The sequence below is a fragment of the Pectinatus cerevisiiphilus genome (assembly GCF_004341685.1).
Lineage (GTDB): Bacteria > Bacillota > Negativicutes > Selenomonadales > Selenomonadaceae > Pectinatus > Pectinatus cerevisiiphilus.
In genome coordinates this window covers 11,661-38,659 of record NZ_SMAA01000001.1, presented here as the reverse complement: position 1 = coordinate 38,659, position 26,999 = coordinate 11,661, and the positions used below count along the sequence as shown (strand labels likewise).

The window sequence follows — 26,999 nt, the reverse complement described above, 5'->3', positions numbered from 1 at the left end:
CTTAAAGAGCCTGACTACCCTTTCTTTTTGCTGTTAATTTTTTCGCTATTTCAACGGCGATAACGCCATCTTCAGCATAGGCATCAGCACCGGCACTGTCCGCATATTCTTGTGTGAGTACAGCGCCACCTACGATTACCTGCGCTGTTGAGCCAGCTTTTTTTAAAGAAGCGATAACCTTGTCAATTTGGGTCATTGTTGTAGTCATTAATGAGCATAAACCCACAATATCAGCGTCGTTTTCGATGGCAGTCCGTACGATTTTTTCGCTGTCAACGTCCTTACCAAGATCAATTAATTTAAATCCGTTATTTTCGAGCAAGGCAGATACTATATTTTTACCAAGGTCATGTATGTCGCCTTTTACGGTGGCGATTACCACGGTGCCTTTATTTGCTGATGCCTGGGAAGGAAGGATTTCTTTTATTTTTAGGAAGGCTTCACGCATGGCTTCTGCTGAGAGCATAACCTGCGGCAGAAATATCTTTTTGGCACCAAAATCTTTGCCGACAGCGTTCATGGCGGTGGTCAGGGCGTTTTCAGTTATTTCATTTGATGTGTGGCCTTCTTTTAAGGCGTGTTCTACCATTTGGGCAATATTTTCCTTTTCACCAACTATGATAGAATGCTTAATGGCTTCAATAATATTTCTGGGGGTAACCTCAGCTGCGGCAGCAGTCTCACTGTGCGGTTGCTTTGCAATAGTAAGACTGTAATGTTGGCCGTGTGGGTCATTGCCATTTAAAGCAGAAGCGGCTAATAAGGTATTTTTCATTAAGCTGTCATAGGGATTCATGATAGGGGCATTGAGACCGTATGCCAGGCACATTGCGAAAAAGGTACTGTTGATAAGCGGCCTGTCAGGAAGACCAAATGATATATTTGACAGCCCCATTGTCGAAGGGTAACCAAATTTACTATGATATAAGGATAAGGCCTGTAATACTTCCAGAGCGGCGGTCTTATCTGCGGCAACGGTCATGACAAGACAATCAAGAATGAAATCATTGTCTTGCAGGCCGGCTTGTTTTGCTGCTGCAATAATCTTTTCTATAATGGCAACGCGTTCGCTACCGGTTTTGGGAAGGCCTTTATCAGAAAGCGGCAGGCACAAAACGGCTGCACCATATCTTTTAGCTAAAGGTAAAAAATATTTTAGGCGATCGGGTTCTGCTGAAACAGAATTTATGAGGGCACGTCCAGGATAGACTTTTAGTCCCGCTTCTAAAGCCTTGGGATCGCTTGTATCTATGGATAGCGGAGTAGATACTATTTGGGCGATTTCCTTTATGGCTTTTTCCATTGCGGCAGTTTGGTCTATTCCGCCAACGCCCATGTTGACATCAAGAATATCAGCACCGGCATTTGTCTGTTCTACAGCTTCTTTTTTTACAGAAATAAAGGAACCAGCTTTTATTTCTGCGGCAAGTTTTTTGCGGCCGGTTGGATTTATACGTTCACCGATAAGCCTCGTGGGCAGGTCAGTGCCAATAAAAATTGTTTTAGTGCGGCTTGTCAGGGCAAGTCTATGGGGCAGCGGGGAACGTACCGGATCGGCAAGACCACTGACCGCTTCTTTTATGGCAGCTATATGTGCTGGCGTAGTTCCGCAGCAGCCACCGATAAAAGTAGCACCTGCTTCTATTAGTTTTGGTGCCCATTTACCCATATCGGCAGGATGCATGGGGAATATGGTTTTTCCATTTATTAAATGGGGCATTCCTGCATTTGGTTGGACACTTATAGGGCATTTGCAATTTTGCGCAAGTATTTTTACTATTGGCAGAAGTTCTTCCGGGCCTGTAGAACAGTTGGCACCGATGATGTCAGCACCCATTGCCTCCAGCGTAATAGCAGCTGTCTGTGGGTCAGTACCGGTAACTGTCCTGGCATCTTCCGAATAAGACATTTGGCATATGACAGGAATACCGGGGGCGGCGTCCTTGGCAGCTAAAAGGGCTGCCCGCATTTCTTGCAGGTCTATACAGGTTTCAATCAGTATATAATCTGCACCACCTTCTGCTAAAGCGGAAGCCTGCTCAAAATATGCTTTATATACAGTGTCAAAACTAATATCACCTAGCGGTTCAATAAATCTACCGATAGGTCCCATTGAACCGGCAACTTTGCCGTTATGCTGCATAGCAGCTTTAGCATTTTTAACACCTGCTATATTTATTGCCCGCACCTTATCAGTTAGGCCATATTGGGCGAGTTTTAAGGAACTGCCGCCAAAAGTATTTGTTTCGATGATAGTAGCGCCAGCAGAAATGTACTGTTTGTGGACATTAATAATAGCTTGGGCAGATTGTATATTAAGTAGTTCTGGACAAACTCCGGGTTTTAAAATACCATCAGCCTGTAAAATGGTGCCCATAGCACCGTCGAATATATTTATCATAGATATACCTCTTTATTGTTGCACGTGAAACATACAACAGATTATTATTTCTTTTTTACGCGTGAGTGACAATTTTTCTGTTGGCATGTGGCGCATGATGGTTTTTGGGGCGAAAATGGGTCCATCTCAGGAACAAGTCCTATAATAGCAGTGACAGATTTTCGTGGGTCCAGCATCATTGAGTCGGTATGATGGATGCCTATCATTGCAGCATTGGATAGGCGAAGCATTTGGGGTTGACAATTTATGTCCCAATCACCGTAACCGGGACTAAACCGCCAAATTCGTTTGTAACCAAGAGGTCTGGTGAAAGCATCAATATTTTTTTCAAGGCTGTCAGCAGTTTGTTCAACTGCTGTTGTAGCTGCCGCATCCAGTAACATGCCTTGGGAATAATTGCCATTGTGAAAGGTTTTTGCTATGAAATTTTCGACATTACCGCCTATTGTCACAGCTAATAAAACCACTTTCTTAGAATGGCTCAAGTGTTTTAGAATTTTACTGCCTTGAATCTTAAAAAGGGGAGAGGCTAAAACAATTCCCTGTTCATTGTCATAGTCATATATTTCCCAACTTCCGCGGGGTTCCGCGATATATGTCATTTCATTGCAAGCATCGACAATTGCCTGCTCATTGAAATCAGCATTAGCAAGGCCTGCATAGCGGCGTGTTTCCTTGGGGTCAACGTTTTTTAAAGGAGCATTGTATATCGGCATAAACTCATATCACCTCATCATAATACGGAATAATAATTAAATAATTTTAGTGTAAAATTGGGACGATAAAGCCCGTAAAAGGCATAATGAAAAAATCCTCTTTAAGGTTAGGCGCTAGATAAGGGATAAAGCAGGTTAAAATAAGGATAACAGCGAATAAATTATCAATAGTATAAGTATATGCGGGAGCGAAATGGGATAAATAAAATCGTTAAAGAAAGTCCGCTAAACGTAAGTAATAACTATACCGAAAAAGTATAATATATTTTAGCACAAAATAATCTTTTACGGTAATATGGAAAAAGTTTAGCTGGATATAATATATATGCTTTATCTACGGGAAGAAGCATGAAATTATTTTCCAAGGTAGAACGATTTATTGTAGGGATGATTGTCTTCTTGGCATGATAAATTGAGGAAAAGCTGGCAGTATAGATTAAAAACAGGAGAGGGTGGACAGATGGCAAAGATAATTGCTATAGCAAATCAAAAGGGCGGCGTAGGAAAAACAACAACAGCCATAAATTTGAGTGCCGCATTTTCAGAAGCAGGGAAAAAAGTTATATTGGTGGATGCTGACCCGCAGGGTAATGCTACTAGCGGTTGCGGCATTGATAAAGAACAAATAAAAAACTCCTTATATGATCTGTTACTCAGGGATGAGAAGCTGGAAAACATCTTATTGAAAGCTAAAAATGATATGATGGTTTTGCCGGGAACAATCGATCTTGCCGGTGCGGAAGTAGAACTTGTTTCGGCGTTTTCACGTGAAACAAAATTAAAAAAAGCTTTAGCAAAAGTGAAAAATGCTTATGATTATATTATTATTGATTGTCCGCCATCGTTGGGACTTTTGACGATAAATGCCCTCACTGCGGCCGATTCAGTAATTTTGCCACTGCAATGCGAGTATTATGCTTTGGAAGGAATGACACAAATTTTAAATACCATAAATTTAGTAAAGAAAAATCTTAATGAAGAATTGTTATTAGAGGGAGTAGTATTGACTATGTATGATGCCAGAACGAATTTGTCCGAGCAAGTGGCGAAAGAGGTACAAAAGCATTTTCCCGATAAATTATATAAGACAGTAATTCCACGTAACGTAAAATTGAGTGAAGCACCATCTTATGGTTGTCCGATAAATGAATATGCACCGTCATCGAAAGGTGCATTTGCCTATAGGGCATTGGCAGATGAGGTGATGGCGCGTGGCTAGAAATACACATACAGGTTTAGGAAAAGGTCTCGGTGCATTATTAAAAAATATTGAGACCGAGAATAAAGAAAAAATAGAACAGATAAATGTAACTGCTATAAAGGCAAATCCTTTTCAACCGCGTTCAAATTTTGATGAAACAACGATCGTTGAGTTAGCGCAGTCAATTGAAAAATATGGCATATTACAACCTATTTTGGTGAAAAAAATAGTAGACGGCTATCAATTGATAAGTGGAGAACGTCGGTGGCGTGCTTGCAAAAAAGCAAAAATGAGTGTAATTCCAGCAATTGTACGAGATTGTTCTGATAAGGAGATCGCACAAATTGCACTCATTGAAAATCTGCAAAGAGAAGATCTCAATGCGATGGAAGAGGCTGCTGCATATGCCCGCCTTCTTTCAGAAACAAACCTTACGCAGAATGAACTTGCCCAATATGTGGGAAAAAGCCGTAGCCATATAGCCAATTTTTTGCGTTTATTGCATTTGGCAAAGTCCATACAAGAACTCATAATTGACGGCAGCCTTAACATGGGGCAGGCAAAACCGCTTATAGCGATTGATGACGAAAAATTGCAGGAAAAAACTGCTTTATATATAATAGCCAATGATCTTTCAGCGCGGAAAGCGGAAAATATAGTTAAAAAAATATTACAAGACCCTGCTTATCTTGATGTAAAAAGAAAACATATTCATTTTTCAGATGATATATATATGGCTGATGTTGAAGAAAAACTGACACTTTTATTGGGAACAAAAGTAAATATAAAAAAAGGAAATAAAAAGAGTAAAATAGAGATTGAATTTACTTCAACCGAAGATCTTGACAGAATAATTGAGGCTGTAATGAATAAAACTGATAAAAAAGAAACTGGAGAACGTGAATTTTTTGTGTAAATCTTAAATAAGAAAATTATTTTTATGGTATAATATTTTGTATTCGAAAAATAGCTGGTGGTCTGTGCTTCATTAATGGATATTTTAAACGAATACTATATAATAAAGCTCTAAATTTCTAACAGATATTTTTCTGTGGAAAGATAGTGCTATGATGCACATAAAGGGGAGTATATAGAGATGACAAATGGTTCTATAGGAACATTGAATGACGCCATAATATATGTTATAGCTGCGATGGCAGTATTGATCTTAATAGCCTATATAATTGCGGTAGTATTAATGGTCAAATTAGGAAATATGAAAAGCCGTTATAAGGAAATGATGAGAGGTTCCAACACTGAAAATTTAGAACAGATGCTGTTGGAACACATGCATAAAGTAAAGGATATAACAGAGCAAAATGCTGAGATAAAAGAAGAAAATAAGCAGATTCGTGATATTTTGCAAAATGTGGTACAAAAGGTGGGGGTTGTACGTTTTTCTGCTTTTGATGATGTCGGTGGTGATCTTAGTTATGCAGTTGCCCTTCTTGACAGGACAAATACGGGAATAATATTATCTGGAATATTCAGTCGGAATAGTTCTATTACATATATGAAACCCGTCGACCAAGGACATTCCGTATATAAACTTTCTGCTGAAGAAAATGAAGCTTTGGAAAAAGCAATTGCAAAAGGATAAATAAGCAGTAATACTATAACCTAAGGCATTATTTAATTTTGCCTTAGGTTATATTTTTTTTGTCTGGGTTTATTATTTAAATTATTAAAGTGCGGTGCATTTAAAAATACATATGATATAAAAAAAATTACAATGATTACAAATATATTTGATGATGACATATACTTGTAATGCCGGTAAAATAGTGATAGACTAAAAATGACCACAGTGCTGTTAACCACTGATATAGTGGCTTTTGTCGCTTGAAGAAAATGTTTTTATTGTAAAAATAAAGTTTTATTCATCCTTTGCTTCTAGGCTTAGATGATAGCGTATTCATTTGAACTTAGAAGTTTATTTATGTGGAATAAAGATAAATTCCATTTTGCTAGTGACCATCTATGTAAAGTTAAAAGTTGTAAGCGAGAAAATAGCAATAAAATTATGATTATCGATGGACAGCGACAAGCGTACTAATTACAATAAAAGATAAGATTATATTTCCTCGTTACACTTTAGTTGTATTTACTGCCATATATTATTAAATATGGTGTATTTTTATGTATGTATTTACCGCTGCTGATTAAATGAGCGGGCTGTTGAATTGTGATTTTAGAAATGAGAAGTAATCCGTGAGGCGATTTTTATGTTAAAAAAAGCGGCGTTGAAAGCTGCACTGAAATTGTGGAATAAGGGTGGTTTTTCTGTCCAGTTTTGGGATGGCGAGGAAAAAAGCTACGGTGAAGAAGAACCTAAATTTAAGATAATCTTTCATCGTGAACCTAAATTAAGCGATATTAAAGACATGAATAATGATTTAGTATTGACTCTTGGCCAGGCGTATATGGATGGAAGTATAGATTTTGAAGGCTCCCTTGATGACGTTATAGCTGTTATGTTTAAAAACCAAAATGGCGATGTAAAAAAATATGCACTTGATGATCTTAGAAAAAAAATGTTTTCCGGCATTGAAGAACAGGAACGGAAAAATATCCATAGCCATTATGATTTAGGTAATGACTTTTATGCAAAATGGCTCGATAAGACAATGTCTTATTCTTGCGCCTATTTTAAGAAGCCAACTGATACATTAGATGAAGCACAGTTAAATAAAATAGATCATTCTTTGCAGAAGTTACTATTGAAAGATAATGAAACCCTTCTTGACATAGGCTGCGGCTGGGGCTGGCTTATAATAAGGGCAGCACAGCAGTACGGAGTTAAGGCTGTAGGGATAACATTGAGTGATGAACAATATGCAGGAGCTACAGAAAGAATAATAAAACTTGGTCTTCAAGATAAAGTAAAAGTTTTACTTTTGAATTATATGGATTTGGACCCGGCAGAATATCAATTTGATAAAATAGTTAGCATTGGTATGTTTGAACATGTCGGTAAGGAATTTTTACCTCTTTACCTTAATAAAGTAAATACTTTATTAAAGGATGGTGGTTTATTTTTACTCCATTCAATAATGGGTTATAATGAAGCACCTACCAATGGCTGGATAAAAAAATATATTTTCCCAGGCGGATATGTGCCTACCGTACGTGAAACAGTAAGTCTTTTCCCTGATTTTAATTTCTATTTGTTACACATGGAAAGCTTACGCCGCCATTATGCACGTACTCTTGATGAATGGTATAAGAATTTTGAGGCCTGTAAAGATACGTTGCCAGAAAAATACGATGAACAGTTTAAAAGAATGTGGGGATTGTATTTATCGGGATGTGCAGCTGCATTTAGAACAGGTAATATTGACGTTGTACAGTATTTGATGAGTAAAGGTATAAATAATAATTTGCCGATGACAAATGAATATATGTATAAAAAATAAAAATTGTAATAAAGTTATTCCCCTTTTTTTCTAAGGTTTAAAATGGCTGACAGTGATGAAATATATCGCTGCCAGCCATTTTTTTTTGGAATTTATTTGGAAATATTATGTAGTTAATAATAATAACTCTTGACAAATTAAGGAAATTTATTTATTATAAAAGTGCAAGGCATAAACAAAATTTATTTATAATAATAATTTTATATGAAATATATATAGGGGGAACTTCTCATTTTAAAGTTATTTGCCGATGTAGAAAAACAAAAGAATGAATTAGAAGATATACTGTTGCATGTGCGTACTGATGAAATTATATATAGGCAGAAGAACGAAATAAAAATTGCTAACCGCCTTAAATTATTAGAAAAACAATTGGACATCGCAATAAAAAGTTTGAATGATGCAATGGAACTTAAATAACAGTTATTATTTCATAAGTATAAATAATAACTATACATATTTGGATACTTAATAACTTTAAACTATCAAGTATCCATTAAATAAAATATATACATATAAGTAGATATTTAAAGAAGGATTTAGTCAATTATTAGAGAATAAATCCTAGTATGTAGTAGAAAATTTGTTATTAAATAATAAAAAATAATAAAGTTCTACTTTCTATAGTAAGATAGTATTAGTGCTTATGTGTTTAATAGTATGTTTATGAATATAATTTCTTATATTAAGGGAGGATGAAAGTATGGCAGAGTTTGCAAATCCGTTTCAAGGAAATGTTGACCGTAAATTAACGAAGGAAGAATTGATACAAGCAGTTCGCTTAGATATTTCTGGTGAGCTTGAAGCAATTTATCTTTATGATGCACATGTACAAGCTACAGATAATGAAATTGCTAAAAAAATTATTGCTGATATACGTGATGAAGAAAAAGCACATGTAGGAGAATTGATGGCACTGCTGCGCATTCTTGATCCCGAAGAAGCTGACCACTTCGCTTCTGGGGAAGCTGAAGTAAAAGAATTACTGGAAGAACTGGAAAACGAAAAAAAAGAAAGTCCTTCTAAAAAAGATGATTCTGGAGCTACAGTAGGAAGTCTCATTAAGTAAAATAGTTTTAATAATAATTAAGCATTTAATAGATACGAAATGTAATAGGAGGGATAGTTTTTATGGATTATTTATCAAGAGACAGTGCACCACTTAGTAATGAATTATGGGAACAAATCGATAAGACCGTTGTAGATACAGCCGGTAAGGTTCTGCATGGACGCAGGTTTATTCCTTTATTTGGTCCTTTGGGCATAGGTGTTAATACTATTACCGTTGATGATACTGATAAATTGGCGGAGGTTTCAAAGCATGGTCTGATGATGACTTCTGGACGCAGGTTCTTAGAAATTCCTACCTTATATGAAGATTTTGTTTTATCGGCAAGGGATTTGGAAAGTGCTGTCCATGCAGGATATCCAATAGATTTGACAAGGGTTGTTACTGCAGCAGAAAATTGCGCCTTAAAAGAAGATAAGTTAATATTTTTTGGTGATACAGATTTCGGCATAGACGGTCTATTTAGTGTTTCCGGTACAAGCAAGATCAAGAAAACTGATTGGACTGTAGGGGAAAATGCTTTTACTAATATAGCAGCCGCGATAAACTTATTGGTTGAAAAAGGCATATATGGAGCTTATTCACTGGCAGTCAGCCCTGATTTATATTTGCAGATGCAAAGATTGCAGCCAGGCACGGGTTTACTCGAAATAGATAGAGTGAAGAAACTGCTTGAAAAGAGAATATATTCTACTCCGGTTTTAGGGAAAAATAAGGCTGTATTAGTATGTTCAGACAGTCGGAATATAGATTTAGTAATCGGTCAGGATATAAAAACAGCGTATCTTGAACAAACCGAATTGAACCATAAGTTCCGTATTTTGGAAACGATGCTGTTAAGAATAAAAAGAGCACAGTCTATTGTTGTATTTGAATGAGTAGATAACCTATAAGTGGGTAAATATATTATATATGGAGGTAATTTAGAATGGAAAAGGTAGTTTTTTATCGTTGTGAAAGATGTGGAAACATAGTGGCTCTGATCAATAACGGGGGAGGAACTCTTTCTTGCTGTGGACAGCCGATGACAAAGCTCGAAGCTAATACCACTGATGCTGCACAGGAAAAACATGTACCTGTAGTAGCTAAAAAGGATGGTAAGATCGAAGTTGCTGTTGGTTCTACTTTACATCCTATGCAAGCGGAACATTATATTCAGTGGATAGCACTTGTTGCTGATTCACGGGTACGCATCCAGTTCTTAAAACCGGGAGAAGAACCTAAGGCTGAATTCTGCGGAGCAGAAAGCGGTTCTGTTTATGAATATTGCAACTTGCACGGTCTGTGGAAAACAGATTTTTAATTTAATGTTATGAAAAAGGGACTGTCGCATTAATGCACAGTTTAAATGGGTATGCGAATTTACAGTATTATTTACGGTCAAGGGAGCAGGACGCTTATTGATTGTCGCTGTTGCATATTTATTTGAAACAATGCTGTGTGATAGTCTCTTTTTATAGCAAATAACTTATGGTAAGTATATATATATAACAAAATAAATTACAAAAAATATTTAAAACTATTGAAAATTATATAGTATAGTAATATAATAATAATTAGTTACTCGAAAACATTTTTTTAGTAGTTATATAATAAATTCAAGTAAAAAGGGGTTGTTGACGATGGGACAGTTTCAGGAAGCAGTAAGTAAGCGGCGGACTAATTATGCGTTGGGTAAAGATGTTAAGGTGGCTCCAGAGCAAATAATTGCAGAAATAAAACAATTAACGAAGGAGGTACCATCAGCCTTTAATATGCAGTCTGCCAGGGTTGTTGTCGCATTCGGCAGCGATCATGACAAGATTTGGCAGATAACAAAGGATGCTTTGCAAAAAATTGTACCAGAAAAGAATTTTGCGGCTACAGAAGAAAAGATAAACAGCTTTGCTGCAGCTTATGGGACAATTCTATATTTTGATGAAACGACTACAGTAGAAGCGATGCAGAAGCAATATGCCCTTTATGCGGATAATTTCCCAGTATGGGCGCAACAGGCAAACGGCATGTTGCAATTTGCTATTTGGACAGCACTTACTGGTCTTGGCCTTGGTGTTAACCTGCAGCATTATAATCCTTTGATTGATGATCAGGTGAAGAGTGCCTTTAATGTACCAGCAAGCTGGAAATTGATCGCACAAATGCCTTTTGGACAGCCTTTGCAAGATCCTGCACCTATAGAAAAAATGAATGTAGACGAAAGAGTCAAGATTTTTAGATAAGATTTTATTGAAAAAAGAAAGGATTGTTGATTTATTTTGGAGTATACAATGAGAATAGAACGTTCAACAATCTTTTGTGTAAATGGTTATTTTAAATTGTTAAGGAGGATTAATGATGTCTATTTATGATTTTAAGGTAAAAACTAATCACGGAAAAGAAGTATCGCTTGCAGATTATAAGGGAAAGGTCCTTATTATAGCCAATACGGCCAGCAAGTGCGGATTTACGCCCCAGTATGAAGAATTGCAGCAGGTTTATTTGAAATATAAAGACAAGGGGTTTGCTGTCTTGGCTTTTCCTAGCAACCAGTTTGCAGAACAAGAACCTGGTAACGCCGCGGAAATAGAACATTTTTGTAAGGTGAACTATGGCGTTACATTCCCTATATTTGAAAAAGGCGATGTACGTGGCGAAACGGCACAGCCACTTTTTAAATATCTGACTGCACAAGCAGGTTTTAAGGGATTTGACAACAATCATCCTAATGCACAGGCATTGCAGAATGCAATTAATACCAAGTTCCCTGATTTCATGAAGGGCGATTCAATAAAATGGAATTTCACAAAATTCCTTATTGATAAAGAAGGCAATGTTGTAAAACGTTGTGAACCTACGACTACACCAAAACAGATGGAACCTGAAATCGAAAAATTACTTGGTTAATATAGTGCGATAATGCTTTAATGGAAAATGCTGCTGTATAAAAGTAATATATCTAAATTTACCTGTTTTTATTGATATATTACTTTTTACAGGGCTTTTTTTGCGATTGCATAGTAGATTACAAAAATATAATAAAGGAAAAAATCCGATTATATTGAATAATATAATATAACAATGATTGTGGAGTACTTATACAAGGAAAGAGGCTGTGAATATATGAAAAATCTACATTCCATTAAAGTTAGATTAATATTGACAATCGTTATGGTCTCAATAGGAACAGTAATTTGTGTTGGTGGTTTTTTTATTTATAATATGGTAGAAAATAAGGAAATCCAGATTGCTGATTATCGTCGTACACTTACAGAAAACGTAGACAATGAATTAAAGGTGCAGACGGAGATTGCTTTGAGTGTGGTTAAAGATCAATATAATAAGCAGCAAGCCGGATTGTTGACAGAAGACCAGGCTAAGGCACAGGCAGCGGATCTTGTCCGCCAAATGCGCTATGATGATGGAGCAGGGTACTTTTGGATTGATACATATGATGGTGTAAACGTTGCACTTGAAGGCAGAGATATAGAAGGTAAATCGCGTATTAATTCAGTTGATCCTAATGGCAAATATTATATAAAAGAAATAATAGAAAATGGGCGTAAACCTGGCGGTGGTTATACTGACCTGATGTTTGCAAAACCCAATGAAACTACACCATTACCCAAGAGAAACTATTCTATTGCTTTTGAACCGTATAAATGGGTTTTGGGAACAGGCGGCTGGGTTGATTACATAGATAATAAAGTAGCACAAAAGGAAACTGTTGAAAGTGAAACCTTACGGAGTAGTATAGTGCGGGTTATCCTTTATATGCTTGTATTGCAGCTGGTATTCATAGGTATTGCTATATACATGGGAAAAGTATTAGCAGATCCTATAATATTTGTTACAGAAAAGATGAATGTTTTGGCAACAGGTGATTTTAGTGTATCTTTAAAAGGAAAAATTTTAGACCGAAAAGATGAAATTGGCGTCATGGGACGTGCCCTGCAATCCTTGCATGAAAATGTAAAGGCCTTGTTGGTAAAAATTGCTGAGTCGGCTGAATATCTGTCTGCGTCAGCGCAGGAGTTGACTTCAAGTGCAGAGCAATCCGCCACGGCAAGTAACCAGGTGGCCAATTCTATGGTGAATGTGGCCAATTTATGCAATGACCAATTTTCTGCTGTGGATGGAGCCGGTAAACGCACAAGTGACCTTTCTGCACACATGCAAAATTTTATGAGTGCTATTGAAGAGTCAGGACAAAAAATACAAACAGCTAGTAAGACTGCTGACCAGGGAAGTAAAGAAGTGTCGGCTGCCGTTGCGAAGATGAAAGATATCGAGCATTCCGTCAGTCAATCCGCTGAAGTTATCAGCGGCCTGGGTCAACAATCAGAAAAAATAGGTACAATAGTAGACACTATTGGCAACATTGCGGGACAGACTAATCTTTTGGCCTTGAATGCCGCTATTGAAGCAGCAAGGGCAGGGGAACATGGTAAAGGTTTTGCTGTTGTTGCTGAAGAAGTGCGCAAATTAGCAGAGCAGTCCCAAAAAGCTGCCAGTGAAATCGCTGAGCTGATAAGTTCGATACAAAATGAAACGCAAAATGCCGTTAGTGCTATGCAGTCAGGTGTTGGACAGGTAAAAGAAGGAACGCAGGTAGTCGATAATGCTGGTAATACCTTTAATGATATTGTCAGTATGGTAGAACAAATTGCTGAACGTTCGGGAAAGATGGAGGAAATTGTTACCGGCTTGGCTAAAGGGTCAGAAGATATATCGGCAGCTGTCGGCAAGATGGATAGTATGAGCCGCAGCGTAGCTTCTGAAGCTGAGACTGTTTCCGCCGCCACTGAAGAACAAACTGCTTCAATGAATGAAATTGCCGATTCCAGCCGTACTTTGGCAAAAATGGCACAGGATTTACAGGGTGCTATCAGCAAGTTTAAAGTATAGCAAGTAATGTTCACTATGTTGTATAAAAAATGACTTCTGTCAATTTGAATTGCCCTCATGAGTTAGCTTTTAAGGTTAACTTATGGAGGCGTTTCAGACAGAAGTCATTTTTATGTATTGAAATAAGTTTCCTACAATATTGGAGTAACCGAAAATTCAGGCTTATTTCAGCATTATTTTTTCTTATTTTTTTTGGGTAAGGCGTTTGGTTTTAATTTTTCAAGGCAGTTAGAGCATATTCCGTAATAAAGTATGGTTGAAGATACTATTTTAAAATCATAGGTAGAAGTTATATTTTTTTGGCATGCGGCAGCATGATTTAATATATCTTCATTTAAAATATCAATGGTTTTCCCGCATTTTTTACATATAAAATGGGGATGTATGGCTGAACCTTCAGTATTAATTAATTCATAAAAGTAATGGTCGTCGTCAACTTGTAATTTATGTATGATATTGTTTTGTTTTAAAAAATCTACGATTCTATATACAGTAGAAAGCGAAATATTTGGTGAGATTGTCTTGGTGCTTTCATAAATGTCCTCAACCGTCATATGGTCAGTTTTATGGTTTAAAATTACTTCTATGACAATGCGTCTTTGGTTTGTTAGCCGATGACCATTTTTTATAAAGGTTTGGGAAATATTTTTAAAAATATTTTTTATCATAGTATATCCATTTCTTTAACATAAGGTGTGAATTCGTAATGGAGCAATCATTTATGATGGGATGGTTGGTTGATACAATTTGCTCTGCGTATATGTGGGTGATGGGCGTTTTCTGGTGCAATCTTTTCAATTGTATTTAAGTGTGCAGAAAGTTTCTCAGTAAGATGCAGCATAGTGCCGATATCGTTTTCTGTAAGGCCATGTAGTAAAGAAGAAGCTAATATCTCATCATCATTTTGTGATTGTTTGACGGAAGCCCAACCGTTTATTGTGAGAAATATATGCATAATCCTCTGGTCTTTTTCATCTTGGCAGCGTTTTATTAAACCGGCATGTTCAAATTTTATCAGCATTTCTGTCATCGATGATGGGCGTACATCCATTTTTTCAGCTAAATCACGTTGTATTATACCATTATTAGCAGCAATGAGGAAAAGTAGATGTGATTGTTCGCGGTAATGATTATTATTGTGCCCATGGTGGTGATAAGCTCTGTGCAACTGTCTTCCCAATCGATGTAAGGCAGTTAATAATGTGTATGCTTTGTTTTCCATATTGCTAACCTCCACGGATAGAGTGTATTTTCTATATATTGATGAAACAATTAGGAACCTAATATGTTTTTAGTATAACAAAAATATTTATGTAAATCAACAAAAACATTAGGAACCTAAATAATATTGTTGACTTACTTAAATAGTGGTGCTAAGATTTAGATAATAGTTAGGAACCTAACTTATAATACACTATGCTATATTTTGGAGTTTAAGTAAAAGGAGATAACGGTTATGTCATATAAAATAACAGAAACATGCCATGCTTGTGGAAAATGCTGCCGGAGATGCCCGGTACAAGCGATTAAAAAATCTGGCAACATTTATGCAATTGACCTGACGATATGTATTGGCTGTGGTGAATGCGCAGCTATTTGCCCCTTTAATGCTATTGCAGCAGTTGATGGCAGTAATGTGCCAAGCAAGGATAGATTACTACCGGATAATGTGTATGTGAATAATAGGCAAAGGACAGGCGGTAAAAGTTTGCATAGGAAGAGAAAAATGCGGGTTCATGGTCGTCATGGGATACTTAATAAATTGAAAGAACTGTTTGTTTATCGATTTTTTTCTATTGGCAAAAGAAGATGTAGCAGATCTCATCATACTAGATAGTATATTGATAATTTTCGATATGATTTTTATACTGTTTATCTGAATTCTATACAGGTACAAAAATGTGCGTACTATAATTAAATAAATATATTTGTTATAATATATTATTAAATAATGAAAATACAAAACCTGATAATGGTTGAAAGAAGAATATTAGATGAAATTTGTAGACAGACAACCTATCTTAGATGCATTTAATTTTCGCTATGCATGTAAGCATTTTGATGCCAATAAGAAGATTTCTGAAGAAGAATTTAAGGTTATTTTAGAAGCAGGCAGATTGTCACCTAGTTCATTTGGTTTTGAACCATGGGAATTTCTTGTGATAAGAAATTCAGCTTTGAAGAAAAAATTATGGGATTCGGCATGGGGTGCGCAGAACAGCCTTAAAGGTGCGAGCCATTTTGTCATTATATTGGCGAGAAAAAAGATTGATACGATTTATACAGCATCATATATAGAAAAAATAATGAAAGATGTGCAAAAACTGCCATCGGATATAATTGAACATTACAAAGCAGCTTTTGAAAATTTTCAGAAGAAAGATTTTAACTTGCTTGAAAGCGATAGGGCTATTTTTGATTGGGCTTCCAAGCAGACCTATATAGCATTGGCTAATATGCTTACTACAGCGGCAATGTTAGGAATAGATTCCTGTCCTATTGAAGGGTTTGTGCAAGACAAGGTGAATAAGATATTGGCTGACGAAGGTGTTATGGATGCAGCGCATTTTGGTGTCTCTGTAATGGCGGGATTTGGTTATCGGGCAGAAACTCCTCGTGCCAAGACACGCAGAAAAATAGAAGATGTTGTAAAGTGGATAGATTAAAAATTGTATAAAGTCTTTTAGCTTATAAATATTGAAGAAAATGCTCCGTGGTAGAATTTGAAAATAAATTCTGCTACGGAGCATTTTCTATTTTTACATAAGGTTTACATAAAGATAACTATAATAATTTAGTTTAATGTTATACTTCACTCAACAATAAGGGGGTAAAAAATATATGAAAAAAAATATTCTGAAAGCAGTGGCTGTCGGTCTTATGAGTGCAGTGCTGCTAACAGGGTGCGGTAAAAGCGATACGGGAAATGAGCAGGCTGGGCAAGGAGAAAAAGTAAAAATAGAATACTGGCATGTCAATGCGGAAACCCAAGGTGGGAAAACTGTACAGGAACTTGTTGATAATTTTAATGCGCAGAGCAAAGATGTGGAAGTTGTGGCCCGCTATAATCCAGATATGTATAAAGGACTTATGCAAAACTTACAGGCTGAAGCGGCTGCAGGTAAATCACCTGCCGTGGTGCAGGTAGGATGGGCTTTTTTGGACTATTTTTCTAATAATTTCAGTTATGTGCCGCCACAGAAAGTCGTTGACGATTATTTTCCGCAGGATAAAGCTTTTCTACAGGATAATTTTTTGCCCAATGTTATGGATTTGGCGAAGAACAATAAGGGCGAACAGGTTGGTATACCGTATTCCCTGAGTACGCCGGTACTATATATTAATAAAGACTTGCTGCGGCAAGCCGGGCTTGATGAAAATGGGCCTAAAACATGGGAAGACTTGATAAAGTTTTCTGATACGATAAAAGAAAAGACAGGCAAGTATGGGTTTTATATGCAGGAACCGGCTGATAATTGGGCGCAGCAGGCTTTGCTAGAAAGCAATGGCGCCAGAATGATAAGCGATGGTAAGGCTAGTTTTGCTTCTGAAGATGGGATCAAAGCATATCAGGCATATGCCGATATGGTCACAAAGACAAAATCCGCATTGCATATTTCTTGGGATCAAGGCGTGCAGTCTTTTGTAAACGGTGATGTAGGCATGCTTTATACAACGATTGCGCAGAGGGCAAATGTACAAAAAGGAGCTAAGTTTGATGTCGCGGCGATCAGTTCACCGGCATGGGCGGGTAAACCGAAAAGATTACCGGCAGGCGGTTGCTTCCTGGCTATAACTGCCCAAGATGAAAAGCAGCAAAAAGCTGCATGGGAATTTTTGAAATATCTTTATAGTGTCGAATCTATGGCTGCGTGGACTAAGGGGACCGGCTATGTGCCACCACGTAAGGATGTAGCTGATGCAGAAAATGGACTCAAGAGCTTTTTGGAAGAAAATCAAATGATGAAGGCTGCGACTTCCCAAATGGATAGTGTAGTGCCGTGGGCTTCTTTCCCCGGTGACGCGGGGCTTCAGGCTGAACAGATGCTGCTCGATGCTCGGGATAAGATCCTCAGTGGCGATGTTTCAGCACATGATGCTTTAACGCAGACACAAAATCAAATTAATGCATTGCTTAAATAATTAGGCGATTGTATGGAAAACGATATGGCTTGGAGAAAAAACATTCTCTAAAGCCATCGTTTTTTATTACATGTGGATGATGTTGATAAAAAATAATAATAAAACTTATATATTATAAAAGAGTGTGCAGTATGAAGAAAAAATTTGGCAACAAAGATGTATGGATAGCGTATGGGCTTATATTACCAGCACTTTTGGTATTTGCCATATTTATGTTTTATCCATTTTTTTACACAGTATATTTGAGCTTTTTTGACTGGAATATGATAAAGCCGGTGAAGGAGTTTATCGGTCTGGCCAATTATAAGGCTCTCTTTGCAGATCCATTGATGCCGTTGGTAATAAAAAATACGGTGGAATATATATTGATTTTGCTTGTACTCAATTGTGTCGCGCCATATGTTTTGGCATTTGTTTTATCATTTGTCATAAAAAGGGGGCGAGGCTTTTATAAGGGGGCATTTTTTTTACCAAGTGTTATTTCTCTGGTTGTCGGTTCAATCTTGTATCTATGGGTATTGAATCCGGTATCGGGACCGGCAGCTATACTGGCTGAATTTTTGGGGATAAATATACCAATTTGGAGCAAGACACAAGGTTTGGTTATAGTGGTATTAAGTATAATAACTACATGGAAAATTTTTGGATATAATTTCATTGTTATTTTTGGCGGTGTATCAGGGGTCCCCCAGGAAATAATAGAAGCTGCCAAAATAGATAACGTGCCCTTGTATAAGATATTTTTTGATATAGTATTGCCAATGAGCAGTGCTACGGGAGTATATATTTTTATAATGACGATTGTACAGGGACTGCAATATGTGTTTACACCTGTGAAGGTGGTTACACAGGGCGGCCCGGATAATGCAAGTTCCAATATTATCTATAACATCTATCAGGAAGGATTTGTATTCTATCATACGGGATATGCTTCTGCCATGTCTATTGTAGCGATGGTTTTATTTATCGTGTTGCTGGTTATTGAATTTAGGTATGTAGAAAAAGGTATATATTATGAGAATTGAAAGTAATTTAAAATGGCATATATTACTTATTTTAGCGCTTTTTATTTCATTAATGCCTATCGTTTTTGCTGTCTCTACATCCTTTAAGGAACTCAGTGAGGCTTATAGTAATGTTTTGGGAATTATACCAGATAAGCCGACGCTAAGTAATTATTTGCGTATATTTCAAGAACTGCCGCTGAATAAGATAACATTTAATACTCTTGTAGTAGCGGCAACAGTGACCATTTTTAAGGTAATAACAAGTGTTATGGCTGCATATGCCTTTGTTTATTTTGATTTTAAAGGGAAAAATTTGCTGTATTTTATATTGATAAGTACCATCTTTATTCCGTTTACGATGACGATGATACCTAATTATCTTATTATTTCCCAAATTGGTTTAAGAAATAATATAATGGGTGTCATTTTACCACAGTTAAGCGATGCTACCGGTATATTCCTCATTCGCCAGGCGATGCGAAGTATACCAATGCCTTTAATAGAAGCGGCGCGCTTGGAAGCGGCGGGGAATTTTCAAATAATGGCCAATATAGTGCTGCCACTGGTCAAGCCGGCAGTGATTTCTACCGGCATAATGTTTTTTATAAATTCGTGGAATGAGTATGTATGGCCAGTGCTGATCTTAAAGGATACGACAAATTATACCTTGCCGCTTGCCCTGCAATTGTTTGTCAGCTCTGAAGGCGGAACAGATTTTTGTCTGGCTATGGCGGTATCAGTTGTCACAATGATTATTCCGTTGGGGTTGTATTTGATTTTCCAGAAATACATTATTAATACGTTCACTTCTTCAGGGGTAAAAGGCTGATAGGAAAGGATGGTATGCGTTGAAAGAAATCGTGTTTGAAAATGTATGCAAAAAGTATGGTAAAAATCTTATAATAGATAATTTGAATTTTACGATAAAAAGTGGTGAACGTTTGATCCTTTTGGGTGCATCTGGCTGTGGTAAATCTACCACACTGCGAATGATAGCAGGGCTGGAAGATATTACTTCGGGTAATTTATATATGAATGGCAAACGTGTCAATGATATAAGCAGCGGTAAACGCAATATAAGTATGGTTTTCCAAAATTATGCCCTTTATCCGCATATGACAGTTGCGGATAATATAATTTACGGATTAAAAGTGCAGAACATAGCAAAAGCAGAAATCAGCAGCAGGCTTAAGGCAGCAGTAGAAATGCTGGAACTGGGCGGCTTGGAGAATAGGAAACCAAAGGATTTATCAGGTGGGCAAAGACAGAGAGTCGCTTTGGCGCGGGCTGTAGTGAAACGCAGCGAATTACTTTTACTTGATGAACCGTTGTCGAATCTTGATGCGCAGCTTAGGGTACATGCTAGAAAAGAGCTTGTAAAGATTCATCAGACATATAAGCAGACCTTTATCTATGTTACGCATGATCAGGTAGAAGCGATGACAATCGGTGATCGGGTGGCAATATTGGATAAAGGGCGGTTACAGGTAATAGATACACCTAGCAATGTTTATAATAAACCGGCAAATATTTTTACGGCTAAATTTATCGGTTCACCGGGAATGAATATTTTTGCAGCGGCCTATGCAGACCATTTTTTGAAAATAGGTAAACAGTCCGTAAAATTACCTGAATTTTGGAGTGCTTACATTGGCAAAAGGAATTGTCGGGAATTTTATTTGGGTATTAGGCCGGAGCATATTTTTTTACAAAATGAAAAACGCAAAAATAGTTTTGTCGGCGTAGTCAAATACGTTGAAGAATATGGCAGCCATTGTGGAATATATTTTGACTTGGAAGGACATGAAGTAGTGGCAAGCGGGACTAATACGGCTTTAAAACCGGGCACTAATATATATTTCACGTTGGATAGTGCCAGAATGCATGTATTTGATAAGGAAAGCAAAAAAAATATAGGGTATCCGGAGGTATGCTATGACAATGTATATCAGTACCAATCTGTATAAACCACAGCAGCTGCAAGAAATTTTTACGTTAGTCGATAAAGTCGCTGTACCAGTAGGAATAGAAATCTTCCCCGAATGGCAGAGTGAGGATTTTTGTACGGCAATTAAAAAATACCGTGATGCATTTCGGCAATATCCCATAACATTACATGGTCCCTATTACGGGACGGAACATAGCAAGCCTGAAGGAACAAAGGAATTTGCGCAGGCAACAGCATATTTTGCAAAAACATTAGAATTATCCCAATCACTTCACGCTGGACATATAGTATTTCATCATAATAATTGTCCGGTGGATGCTGCACATAAGCAGGAAATGATTGCTATAAGCACCGAAAATTTATTAAAGCTGAGGCATTCGGCAGCAGCTTTTGGGGCAAGGATTGTTGTGGAAAATGCGGGTGTGTTGGCGCGTAAAAATATGCTTTTCGATCAGGATGAATTTATTGAAATGGCAGGAAATATAGAAGAAAAAATATTACTGGATATAGGACATGCATATGCTAATGGATGGGATATAAAATATGTCATGGAAAAATTGGCAGATAGAATAACCGCATATCATGTACATAATAATGATGGTCATGAGGATAAGCATGACAGAATCTTTAACGGGAAGTTTAAGTTCGCAAATTTTATAGATTGGTATAAGACGTATACGCCAAATGCGGATATAGTTGTTGAATATGGTCAGCAGTGTGCACAGGATATTGACGGTATCGCAGCAGATGTAAGTTATATCAGCCAAAATATAAAGTAAAAAATAAACATGTGGATATAAACATTACATTGTTAACTGTCCTTATTACGTTAAATCCTTTTAAATTTAATAATTCTATAGTATAATTTTCTTTGAGCATAAAACATCAATCCTTTCTTTTAAGTTGCGGAACTTTAATTGTAACGGATTTTTTGTTTTATGTTCTTTTTTTGTAAAAAAATAATGTTGGAGTAAGCTTGAATTTTTGCTTACCCCAACATTTAGTATAGAACCTTAAATTTTAAACTGACGGACAGATTGTTGCAGTCTTTCTGCCATTTGGGCCAGATGTTCACTGGCTGTAGCTATTTCTTCGACAGAGGAAGATTGTTCCTGTGTTGTTGCCGATATCGTCTGTGTATGTTCTGAAGCTTTTTGGCTTTCTTCATCAACACTCTTTACAGCGGTAACGACATCTTGCGTGCTGCTGGTTATTTCTTCTACTGCGGCTGATATTTCATGTATTTGGTTAGTGATATTGCGCACCATTTTCAAAATTTGGCCGAAACTTTCACCGGCACCAGATACAACCTTCGCTCCGCGGTCTACTTCTTTTTTACCGTCGCTCATGTAGGCAACGGCATTATCTGTTTTAGTCTGTACATCACCGATAAGTTCAGTGATCTGTTTAGCTGCTTCCTGTGACTGTTCAGCCAGCTTCCTTACTTCCTCTGCTACTACGGCAAATCCCTTACCGGCTTCACCTGCTCTTGCTGCTTCTATAGCGGCATTGAGTGCCAACAGGTTGGTTTGTCCGGCAATACTGGAAATAACATCGACTATTTGGCCGATTTGCTTGGATTTTTCTTCAAGATCAAGGATGACATCTGATGTAGCATTGGTCTTTGTTTCAATAGTTTTCATCTGGTTGACAGCTTGTTTTATAGAATCTTCACCATTGTTGGCAGCATTTGCCGTATCTTCAGCTGAATTAGCTGCTGTTTCTGTATTAACGGCAACTTGGCCAATCGCGGTAGATATTTGTTCAACGATATTGGCAGTGTTATTGGCAGCGGCCAGTTGTTTTTCAGAGCCTTCAGCGACCTGAGAAATTGCTCCAGCAATTTGGTCGGAGGCCTGTGCCGATTCTTCGGCATTGGCAGTCAATTCTTCGGAAGAGGCGGCTAATTGTTCGGCTATATTCAGCAGTTCTTTGACTAATGCATGGATATTAGTTTTCATTTTGTCGACCATTCTTGAAACATTGCCGAACTCGCTCTTATCATCCAGGCTTTTCTGGCTTATGGACTGGGAAAAATCACCACCGGCTAATATCTCTAAATAGTTGGTGAAATCATTTAATCTGCCTGTTATTTGTTTGATAATCAGCCAGCTTAGGCCGACCATAGCTAATATGGATAATAAAATTATGCCGACAAATAACATTCCGGCAAAATCAGCTCTTCTTTTACTTTCTTCATTCATGGTATCAGCTGATTTTTTCATATCATCGGAGAAGTCTTTTAAGGAATCGTTAAATTTATCGGCCAATGGTTTTACTTGCGACATATATAGGGCAAATGCATCATCATTTTTATTTTGTAATGACAGGTCAATTACTTTGTCACGCAGAGAGCGATATTGTGTAAGTTGAGATAGTAACTCCTGGTATTTTGCTTTTTCTGCAGCAGTCATTGGTATTTTTTGAAATTCTTCCGAGTCTTTATTGAAGTCGTCCATACGTGCTTTTAAATTATCAATGAAGGCATTTTTGTCAGAGATTTGGTTCGCGGCGATAGAAGCAAAAACGTTTGCTTCTACCATCCGGTTCTGCACCCGGGAATCATTGATGAAGTCAACTGCCATAAGTTTCTCGCTGTACATTTTGCGCATATCATTACTGATTGCCTGTAAATAATAATAGCCTATCCCACCGACAATTATTAATACGATAATTGTCCCTACGCCCAGAAGGCTTATTTTTGTTCCGACCTTTAGGTCGTTTAACCATTGCACGAAAAAATCTCTCCTTTAAAATTATAGATTATCAACATCCTGTTTAATAATTTCTAAATTATATGCTCAATAATTTTTCCCAACTTTCCATATCGCGGATAGCGACAATAAATATGGCATCTTTTTCCCATTGAAAATCTGAGAATAGAATGCGGGTTCCTGCAAGATTATGATTTTTAAAAGCTATGTCAATAGCTTCTCTAGATAATTGCTTTATTGCATTTTTAAAGAAAATTTTTGATTCCGGAGAAATTTGCTGATAGCGGTACCAGAATGGAGAGGTAACGCCACTTATTATGATTGCTATGAAAGTTTTATCAAGACTTACTACCGTTACCCATTCTGGACCGCGTTGGTTTTGTTCCCTATAATACCTTGATATATCAGCCGCAAGAGAATCGTCACTGCTACCTTGTCCTTTGGTCAAATGTTTGAATATATTATCATCGTATACCGTTAAAGAAATACTGTATGATAATATTTGGCGGCTGCATGGTTTAAATAAATGAAAATAACGGATATGGGCCGCATAATCCTTTTCTTTTTGGGGCAGGATATGTTTTTGGATGATATTGAGGATTAGAGGATAATATTTTTTGAAATTATCATGCTCTCCTCCATAATCAAGCAAAGCCCGTTCCCATTTTGAAAAATATTCCACATAAACAATGAGTTCTACTTGTCTGCCAACTGTTATGTGCTTTATCTGTGTAAGCTCAGGAAATTGATAGTGTTCGTATATTTTACGCCTTAAATTTTTCTGATAGTCCAGTATCGACTGAATAGATTGCAGATAAAGATTTTTTTTTAACCACAAATATGTCTCCTTTAATGTAATTAGTTTTATTAACAGATTTCCTTTACCAGAAGATATTGGTTCGCCTGAAATACAATGTATCTGCTGGTGAAAATCAACCGCACCCTATTTTAATTTTTAATGCTGTCTGCTGTCAAAATTATTTGGTTATGTGCGTTAATTTAACAAAAAAAAGACATCTATATCAAAAAAGATATAGGTGTCTATATAGCCCAAGCGAAAATCAGCCCACTATTTGACTTTCCAAAATCTATCTATCAAACAACTCTTATTCAGTTGGTCACTTACTAAATATCATCTATTCGCGCAATTTGCTTCCCAACAGACCGTGTCTGCAAAAAGACAAACCTCCGCATTTAAAATCCATCAATATACCGCATATTGTAACATAAAGATACATAATTTTCAAGTTAATTGCTATGCATATAATGCAAATCGGACGATATCTTGAGAAAATATTCTACATAATTAAAATGTCATATAACTTTTGGGCAAGAAGATACAAATATGTATTGATAAAACACAGATATATGTCCTATACTAATAAATGGAAGATTTTATAATATTATGGCAGTATGGATATTTTTTATAGAATTATTAAAAGGGAGAGATATTATGAGTAATATCGATGTAAAATGTGTGAATGCTATCCGTGTATTATCAGCAGATGCAGTACAAAAGGCTAAATCCGGACATCCGGGACTGCCGCTTGATGCTGCTGCTATGGCTTATGAATTATGGGCAAACCATATGAAACATAATCCTAAAGATCCGAAATGGGCTGATCGTGACCGTTTTATCCTTTCAGCAGGACATGGTTCAGCGCTTTTGTATTCACTTTTGCATTTATTTTCCTACGGATTGACCATTGATGACTTGAAAAATTTCCGTCAGGATAATTCGCTTACTCCGGGACATCCAGAATATGGACATACGGTTGGCGTTGAAGCAACCACTGGACCGCTTGGTGCAGGCATGTCTATGGCGGTCGGCATGGCAATGGCGGAAGCCCATTTGGCAGCTATTTTCAATAAGCCGGGATTTCCGTTAGTTGACCATTATACATTTGCCCTTGGTGGTGACGGTTGTATGATGGAAGGCATTTCTTCTGAAGCTTTTTCTCTCGCCGGCACATTGGGATTGTCCAAATTGATTGTTTTATATGACAGCAACAAGATTTCTATTGAAGGCAGTACTGATATCGCCTTTACCGAAAATGTACAAAAGCGTATGGAAGCATTTGGATTCCAGACAATTACAGTTGAAGATGGTAATGATCTGGCTGCTATTGGCGCTGCTATCGAAACTGCTAAGGCTGACAAGGAACATCCTTCCTTTATTACGATAAGAACACAGATCGGTTATGGCTGTCCTGCTAAACAAGGCAAGGCCAGTGCCCATGGTGAACCATTGGGTGAAGATAATGTAAGGGCATTAAAAGAAAACCTTAAATGGCCGACCCAAGAAGCTTTTGCGGTACCTGATGATGTTTATGCACATTACCGTGAACTTTCCGCAAAGGGTGAACCTGTTGAAGCTGCATGGCAAAAACTCTTTGCTGAATATGCTGCAAAATTCCCGCAGGAAAAGAAATTATGGGATACGATGCATAAGGATGCTGATAGTGAAGCACTTTTGCATAATGAAGCTTTCTGGGCTTATGAAAATAAACCGCAGGCAACAAGAAATCTTTCCCATGTTATGATAAACCGCATTAAAGATATTCTTCCTCAGCTTATCGGCGGCAGTGCCGATCTGGCTCCTTCCAACAAAACACATATGGACGACGAAGGCGATTTCAGTAAAACCAATTATAGCGGACGTAACCTCCATTTTGGTGTAAGGGAATTGGCAATGGCAGGTATCGCGAACGGACTTGCCTTACATGGCGGGCTGAAACCGTATGTAGCCACATTCTTTGTCTTTAGTGATTATATGAAACCAATGATGCGTTTAGCAGCATTAATGAAATTGCCGACAACCTATGTGCTTACGCATGACAGTATCGGTGTAGGGGAAGATGGGCCGACCCATGAACCTGTTGAACAGCTTGCTATGCTTAGAGCTATGCCTAATGTCAATGTGTTCCGTCCTGCGGATGCTACTGAAACAGCCGCCGGCTGGTATCTTGCTATCACCAGCAAAGCAACACCGACAGCACTTGTCCTTACCCGCCAAAACCTGCCGCAACTTGCAGGCAGCAGTAAGGATGCACTAAAGGGTGCTTATGTTATTGCTCCGTCGAAGAAAGCTACACCGGATGGCATTCTCATTGCCAGCGGCTCGGAAGTTTCCCTTGCCATAGAAGCAAAAGAAACATTGGCAGCAGAAGGAATTGACGTACGTGTTGTCAGCATGCCTTGTATGGATCTTTTTGAACAGCAAAGCGATGCATATAAAGAAAGTATTTTACCTAAAAATGTTTGCGCGCGTGTTGCCGTAGAAGCTGCCGTAGATTTTGGCTGGGGCAGATATGTAGGGCTTAATGGTGCCACTGTTACGATGAAAGGGTTTGGCGCATCGGCACCGGCAAGTAAATTGTTTGTGAAGTTTGGTTTTACAAAAGAAAATGTAGCAGCAGCTATGAAAAATGTTTTGAAAAAATAATAAAATAGCTTCAATAAATGGTTGCTTTTAATTAGGAAGTTTCTATTCTAAACGA

24 protein-coding genes are annotated in these 26,999 nt (G+C 37.4%); 18 read left to right on the top strand and 6 right to left on the bottom strand.

Features of this window, described 5'->3' with window-relative positions:
- Position 1: 1 nt before the first annotated feature.
- Complete coding sequence (locus EDC37_RS00165) at positions 2 to 2,401, bottom strand: homocysteine S-methyltransferase family protein (protein ID WP_132546851.1); 2,400 nt, start codon at positions 2,399 to 2,401, stop codon at positions 2 to 4.
- Between the two features lie 44 nt (positions 2,402 to 2,445).
- Positions 2,446 to 3,117, bottom strand: a complete 672-nt coding sequence (locus EDC37_RS00160) for a methionine synthase (protein ID WP_132546850.1) — start codon at positions 3,115 to 3,117, stop codon at positions 2,446 to 2,448.
- 460 nt (positions 3,118 to 3,577) lie between these two features.
- Between EDC37_RS00160 and EDC37_RS00155 the strand changes: the two genes are divergently transcribed.
- The 10 genes from EDC37_RS00155 to EDC37_RS00110 all read left to right on the top strand — a co-directional run bounded on the left by EDC37_RS00155 (position 3,578) and on the right by EDC37_RS00110 (position 13,687).
- Positions 3,578 to 4,336, top strand: a complete 759-nt coding sequence (locus tag EDC37_RS00155; RefSeq protein WP_132546849.1) for a ParA family protein — start codon at positions 3,578 to 3,580, stop codon at positions 4,334 to 4,336.
- Positions 4,329 to 5,234: a ParB/RepB/Spo0J family partition protein gene (locus EDC37_RS00150; RefSeq protein ID WP_243642144.1), complete on the top strand. Its 906-nt coding sequence runs from the start codon at positions 4,329 to 4,331 to the stop codon at positions 5,232 to 5,234. The genes EDC37_RS00155 and EDC37_RS00150 overlap by 8 nt, the downstream gene beginning before the upstream one ends.
- 180 nt (positions 5,235 to 5,414) lie before the next feature.
- Positions 5,415 to 5,918, top strand: coding sequence for a DUF4446 family protein (locus EDC37_RS00145; protein WP_132546848.1), 504 nt, complete (start codon positions 5,415 to 5,417; stop codon positions 5,916 to 5,918).
- A 625-nt stretch (positions 5,919 to 6,543) separates the two neighbouring features.
- Positions 6,544 to 7,734, top strand: coding sequence for an SAM-dependent methyltransferase (locus EDC37_RS00140; RefSeq protein WP_132546847.1), 1,191 nt, complete (start codon positions 6,544 to 6,546; stop codon positions 7,732 to 7,734).
- 703 nt (positions 7,735 to 8,437) lie between these two features.
- Positions 8,438 to 8,803 (top strand): ferritin family protein, encoded by a 366-nt coding sequence (locus EDC37_RS00135; protein ID WP_132546846.1) that lies wholly within the window; start codon positions 8,438 to 8,440, stop codon positions 8,801 to 8,803.
- A gap of 62 nt (positions 8,804 to 8,865) precedes the next feature.
- Positions 8,866 to 9,681 carry a family 1 encapsulin nanocompartment shell protein gene (locus tag EDC37_RS00130; RefSeq protein WP_132546845.1) on the top strand — a complete coding sequence of 272 codons (816 nt, stop codon included), beginning with the start codon at positions 8,866 to 8,868 and terminating at the stop codon, positions 9,679 to 9,681.
- A 50-nt stretch (positions 9,682 to 9,731) separates the two neighbouring features.
- Entirely contained in the window at positions 9,732 to 10,106 is a 375-nt protein-coding gene (locus EDC37_RS00125) for a desulfoferrodoxin (protein WP_132546844.1), read from the top strand.
- 319 nt (positions 10,107 to 10,425) lie between these two features.
- On the top strand, positions 10,426 to 11,022 hold the full coding sequence (locus EDC37_RS00120) for a nitroreductase family protein (protein WP_132546843.1): 597 nt from the start codon (positions 10,426 to 10,428) through the stop codon (positions 11,020 to 11,022).
- 112 nt (positions 11,023 to 11,134) lie between these two features.
- Positions 11,135 to 11,686: a glutathione peroxidase gene (locus EDC37_RS00115; protein ID WP_231040007.1), complete on the top strand. Its 552-nt coding sequence runs from the start codon at positions 11,135 to 11,137 to the stop codon at positions 11,684 to 11,686.
- 216 nt (positions 11,687 to 11,902) lie between these two features.
- Complete coding sequence (locus EDC37_RS00110) at positions 11,903 to 13,687, top strand: methyl-accepting chemotaxis protein (protein ID WP_132546842.1); 1,785 nt, start codon at positions 11,903 to 11,905, stop codon at positions 13,685 to 13,687.
- A gap of 173 nt (positions 13,688 to 13,860) precedes the next feature.
- Here the strand turns inward: EDC37_RS00110 and EDC37_RS00105 are convergent, their stop codons facing one another.
- Complete coding sequence (locus EDC37_RS00105; RefSeq protein WP_132546841.1) at positions 13,861 to 14,355, bottom strand: Fur family transcriptional regulator; 495 nt, start codon at positions 14,353 to 14,355, stop codon at positions 13,861 to 13,863.
- Positions 14,356 to 14,402: 47 nt separating this feature from the next.
- On the bottom strand, positions 14,403 to 14,909 hold the full coding sequence (locus tag EDC37_RS00100; RefSeq protein ID WP_132546840.1) for a MarR family winged helix-turn-helix transcriptional regulator: 507 nt from the start codon (positions 14,907 to 14,909) through the stop codon (positions 14,403 to 14,405).
- A gap of 234 nt (positions 14,910 to 15,143) precedes the next feature.
- Between EDC37_RS00100 and EDC37_RS00095 the strand changes: the two genes are divergently transcribed.
- The 7 genes from EDC37_RS00095 to EDC37_RS00065 all read left to right on the top strand — a co-directional run bounded on the left by EDC37_RS00095 (position 15,144) and on the right by EDC37_RS00065 (position 21,564).
- The gene (locus EDC37_RS00095; RefSeq protein WP_132546839.1) at positions 15,144 to 15,524 is read left to right on the top strand and encodes a DUF362 domain-containing protein; all 381 of its coding nucleotides are present in this window, start codon (positions 15,144 to 15,146) and stop codon (positions 15,522 to 15,524) included.
- 157 nt (positions 15,525 to 15,681) lie between these two features.
- The gene (locus tag EDC37_RS00090) at positions 15,682 to 16,353 is read left to right on the top strand and encodes an NAD(P)H-dependent oxidoreductase (protein WP_132546838.1); all 672 of its coding nucleotides are present in this window, start codon (positions 15,682 to 15,684) and stop codon (positions 16,351 to 16,353) included.
- Between the two features lie 175 nt (positions 16,354 to 16,528).
- Positions 16,529 to 17,830: an ABC transporter substrate-binding protein gene (locus EDC37_RS00085; RefSeq protein ID WP_132546837.1), complete on the top strand. Its 1,302-nt coding sequence runs from the start codon at positions 16,529 to 16,531 to the stop codon at positions 17,828 to 17,830.
- Between the two features lie 131 nt (positions 17,831 to 17,961).
- Positions 17,962 to 18,855: a carbohydrate ABC transporter permease gene (locus EDC37_RS00080; RefSeq protein ID WP_132546836.1), complete on the top strand. Its 894-nt coding sequence runs from the start codon at positions 17,962 to 17,964 to the stop codon at positions 18,853 to 18,855.
- The gene (locus EDC37_RS00075; protein ID WP_132546835.1) at positions 18,845 to 19,666 is read left to right on the top strand and encodes a carbohydrate ABC transporter permease; all 822 of its coding nucleotides are present in this window, start codon (positions 18,845 to 18,847) and stop codon (positions 19,664 to 19,666) included. The genes EDC37_RS00080 and EDC37_RS00075 overlap by 11 nt, the downstream gene beginning before the upstream one ends.
- Positions 19,667 to 19,685: 19 nt before the next feature.
- On the top strand, positions 19,686 to 20,804 hold the full coding sequence (locus EDC37_RS00070; RefSeq protein WP_132546834.1) for an ABC transporter ATP-binding protein: 1,119 nt from the start codon (positions 19,686 to 19,688) through the stop codon (positions 20,802 to 20,804).
- Positions 20,773 to 21,564, top strand: coding sequence for a sugar phosphate isomerase/epimerase family protein (locus tag EDC37_RS00065; protein WP_132546833.1), 792 nt, complete (start codon positions 20,773 to 20,775; stop codon positions 21,562 to 21,564). Before EDC37_RS00070 ends, EDC37_RS00065 begins: the two co-directional genes overlap by 32 nt.
- Positions 21,565 to 21,798: 234 nt before the next feature.
- Here the strand turns inward: EDC37_RS00065 and EDC37_RS00060 are convergent, their stop codons facing one another.
- Both EDC37_RS00060 and EDC37_RS00055 read right to left on the bottom strand, forming a co-directional pair.
- Positions 21,799 to 23,520, bottom strand: coding sequence for a methyl-accepting chemotaxis protein (locus EDC37_RS00060; RefSeq protein ID WP_132546832.1), 1,722 nt, complete (start codon positions 23,518 to 23,520; stop codon positions 21,799 to 21,801).
- 58 nt (positions 23,521 to 23,578) lie between these two features.
- Positions 23,579 to 24,337 (bottom strand): hypothetical protein, encoded by a 759-nt coding sequence (locus EDC37_RS00055; RefSeq protein WP_132546831.1) that lies wholly within the window; start codon positions 24,335 to 24,337, stop codon positions 23,579 to 23,581.
- 615 nt (positions 24,338 to 24,952) lie between these two features.
- On the opposite strand from EDC37_RS00055, the gene tkt reads away from it, so the two are divergent.
- The gene (tkt, locus tag EDC37_RS00050; protein ID WP_132546830.1) at positions 24,953 to 26,944 is read left to right on the top strand and encodes a transketolase; all 1,992 of its coding nucleotides are present in this window, start codon (positions 24,953 to 24,955) and stop codon (positions 26,942 to 26,944) included.
- Positions 26,945 to 26,999: the final 55 nt, after the last annotated feature.

Bases quoted from the DNA above. Each gene is read 5' to 3' on its own strand.
- EDC37_RS00165 (WP_132546851.1), bottom strand. From the start codon at position 2,401: ATGATAAATATATTCGACGGTGCTATGGGCACCATTTTACAGGCTGAT.
- EDC37_RS00160 (WP_132546850.1), bottom strand. From the start codon at position 3,117: ATGCCGATATACAATGCTCCTTTAAAAAACGTTGACCCCAAGGAAACA.
- EDC37_RS00155 (WP_132546849.1), top strand. From the start codon at position 3,578: ATGGCAAAGATAATTGCTATAGCAAATCAAAAGGGCGGCGTAGGAAAA.
- EDC37_RS00145 (WP_132546848.1), top strand. From the start codon at position 5,415: ATGACAAATGGTTCTATAGGAACATTGAATGACGCCATAATATATGTT.
- EDC37_RS00140 (WP_132546847.1), top strand. From the start codon at position 6,544: ATGTTAAAAAAAGCGGCGTTGAAAGCTGCACTGAAATTGTGGAATAAG.
- EDC37_RS00135 (WP_132546846.1), top strand. From the start codon at position 8,438: ATGGCAGAGTTTGCAAATCCGTTTCAAGGAAATGTTGACCGTAAATTA.
- EDC37_RS00130 (WP_132546845.1), top strand. From the start codon at position 8,866: ATGGATTATTTATCAAGAGACAGTGCACCACTTAGTAATGAATTATGG.
- EDC37_RS00125 (WP_132546844.1), top strand. From the start codon at position 9,732: ATGGAAAAGGTAGTTTTTTATCGTTGTGAAAGATGTGGAAACATAGTG.
- EDC37_RS00120 (WP_132546843.1), top strand. From the start codon at position 10,426: ATGGGACAGTTTCAGGAAGCAGTAAGTAAGCGGCGGACTAATTATGCG.
- EDC37_RS00115 (WP_231040007.1), top strand. From the start codon at position 11,135: ATGATGTCTATTTATGATTTTAAGGTAAAAACTAATCACGGAAAAGAA.
- EDC37_RS00110 (WP_132546842.1), top strand. From the start codon at position 11,903: ATGAAAAATCTACATTCCATTAAAGTTAGATTAATATTGACAATCGTT.
- EDC37_RS00105 (WP_132546841.1), bottom strand. From the start codon at position 14,355: ATGATAAAAAATATTTTTAAAAATATTTCCCAAACCTTTATAAAAAAT.
- EDC37_RS00100 (WP_132546840.1), bottom strand. From the start codon at position 14,909: ATGGAAAACAAAGCATACACATTATTAACTGCCTTACATCGATTGGGA.
- EDC37_RS00095 (WP_132546839.1), top strand. From the start codon at position 15,144: ATGTCATATAAAATAACAGAAACATGCCATGCTTGTGGAAAATGCTGC.
- EDC37_RS00090 (WP_132546838.1), top strand. From the start codon at position 15,682: ATGAAATTTGTAGACAGACAACCTATCTTAGATGCATTTAATTTTCGC.
- EDC37_RS00085 (WP_132546837.1), top strand. From the start codon at position 16,529: ATGAAAAAAAATATTCTGAAAGCAGTGGCTGTCGGTCTTATGAGTGCA.
- EDC37_RS00080 (WP_132546836.1), top strand. From the start codon at position 17,962: ATGAAGAAAAAATTTGGCAACAAAGATGTATGGATAGCGTATGGGCTT.
- EDC37_RS00075 (WP_132546835.1), top strand. From the start codon at position 18,845: ATGAGAATTGAAAGTAATTTAAAATGGCATATATTACTTATTTTAGCG.
- EDC37_RS00065 (WP_132546833.1), top strand. From the start codon at position 20,773: ATGACAATGTATATCAGTACCAATCTGTATAAACCACAGCAGCTGCAA.
- tkt (WP_132546830.1), top strand. From the start codon at position 24,953: ATGAGTAATATCGATGTAAAATGTGTGAATGCTATCCGTGTATTATCA.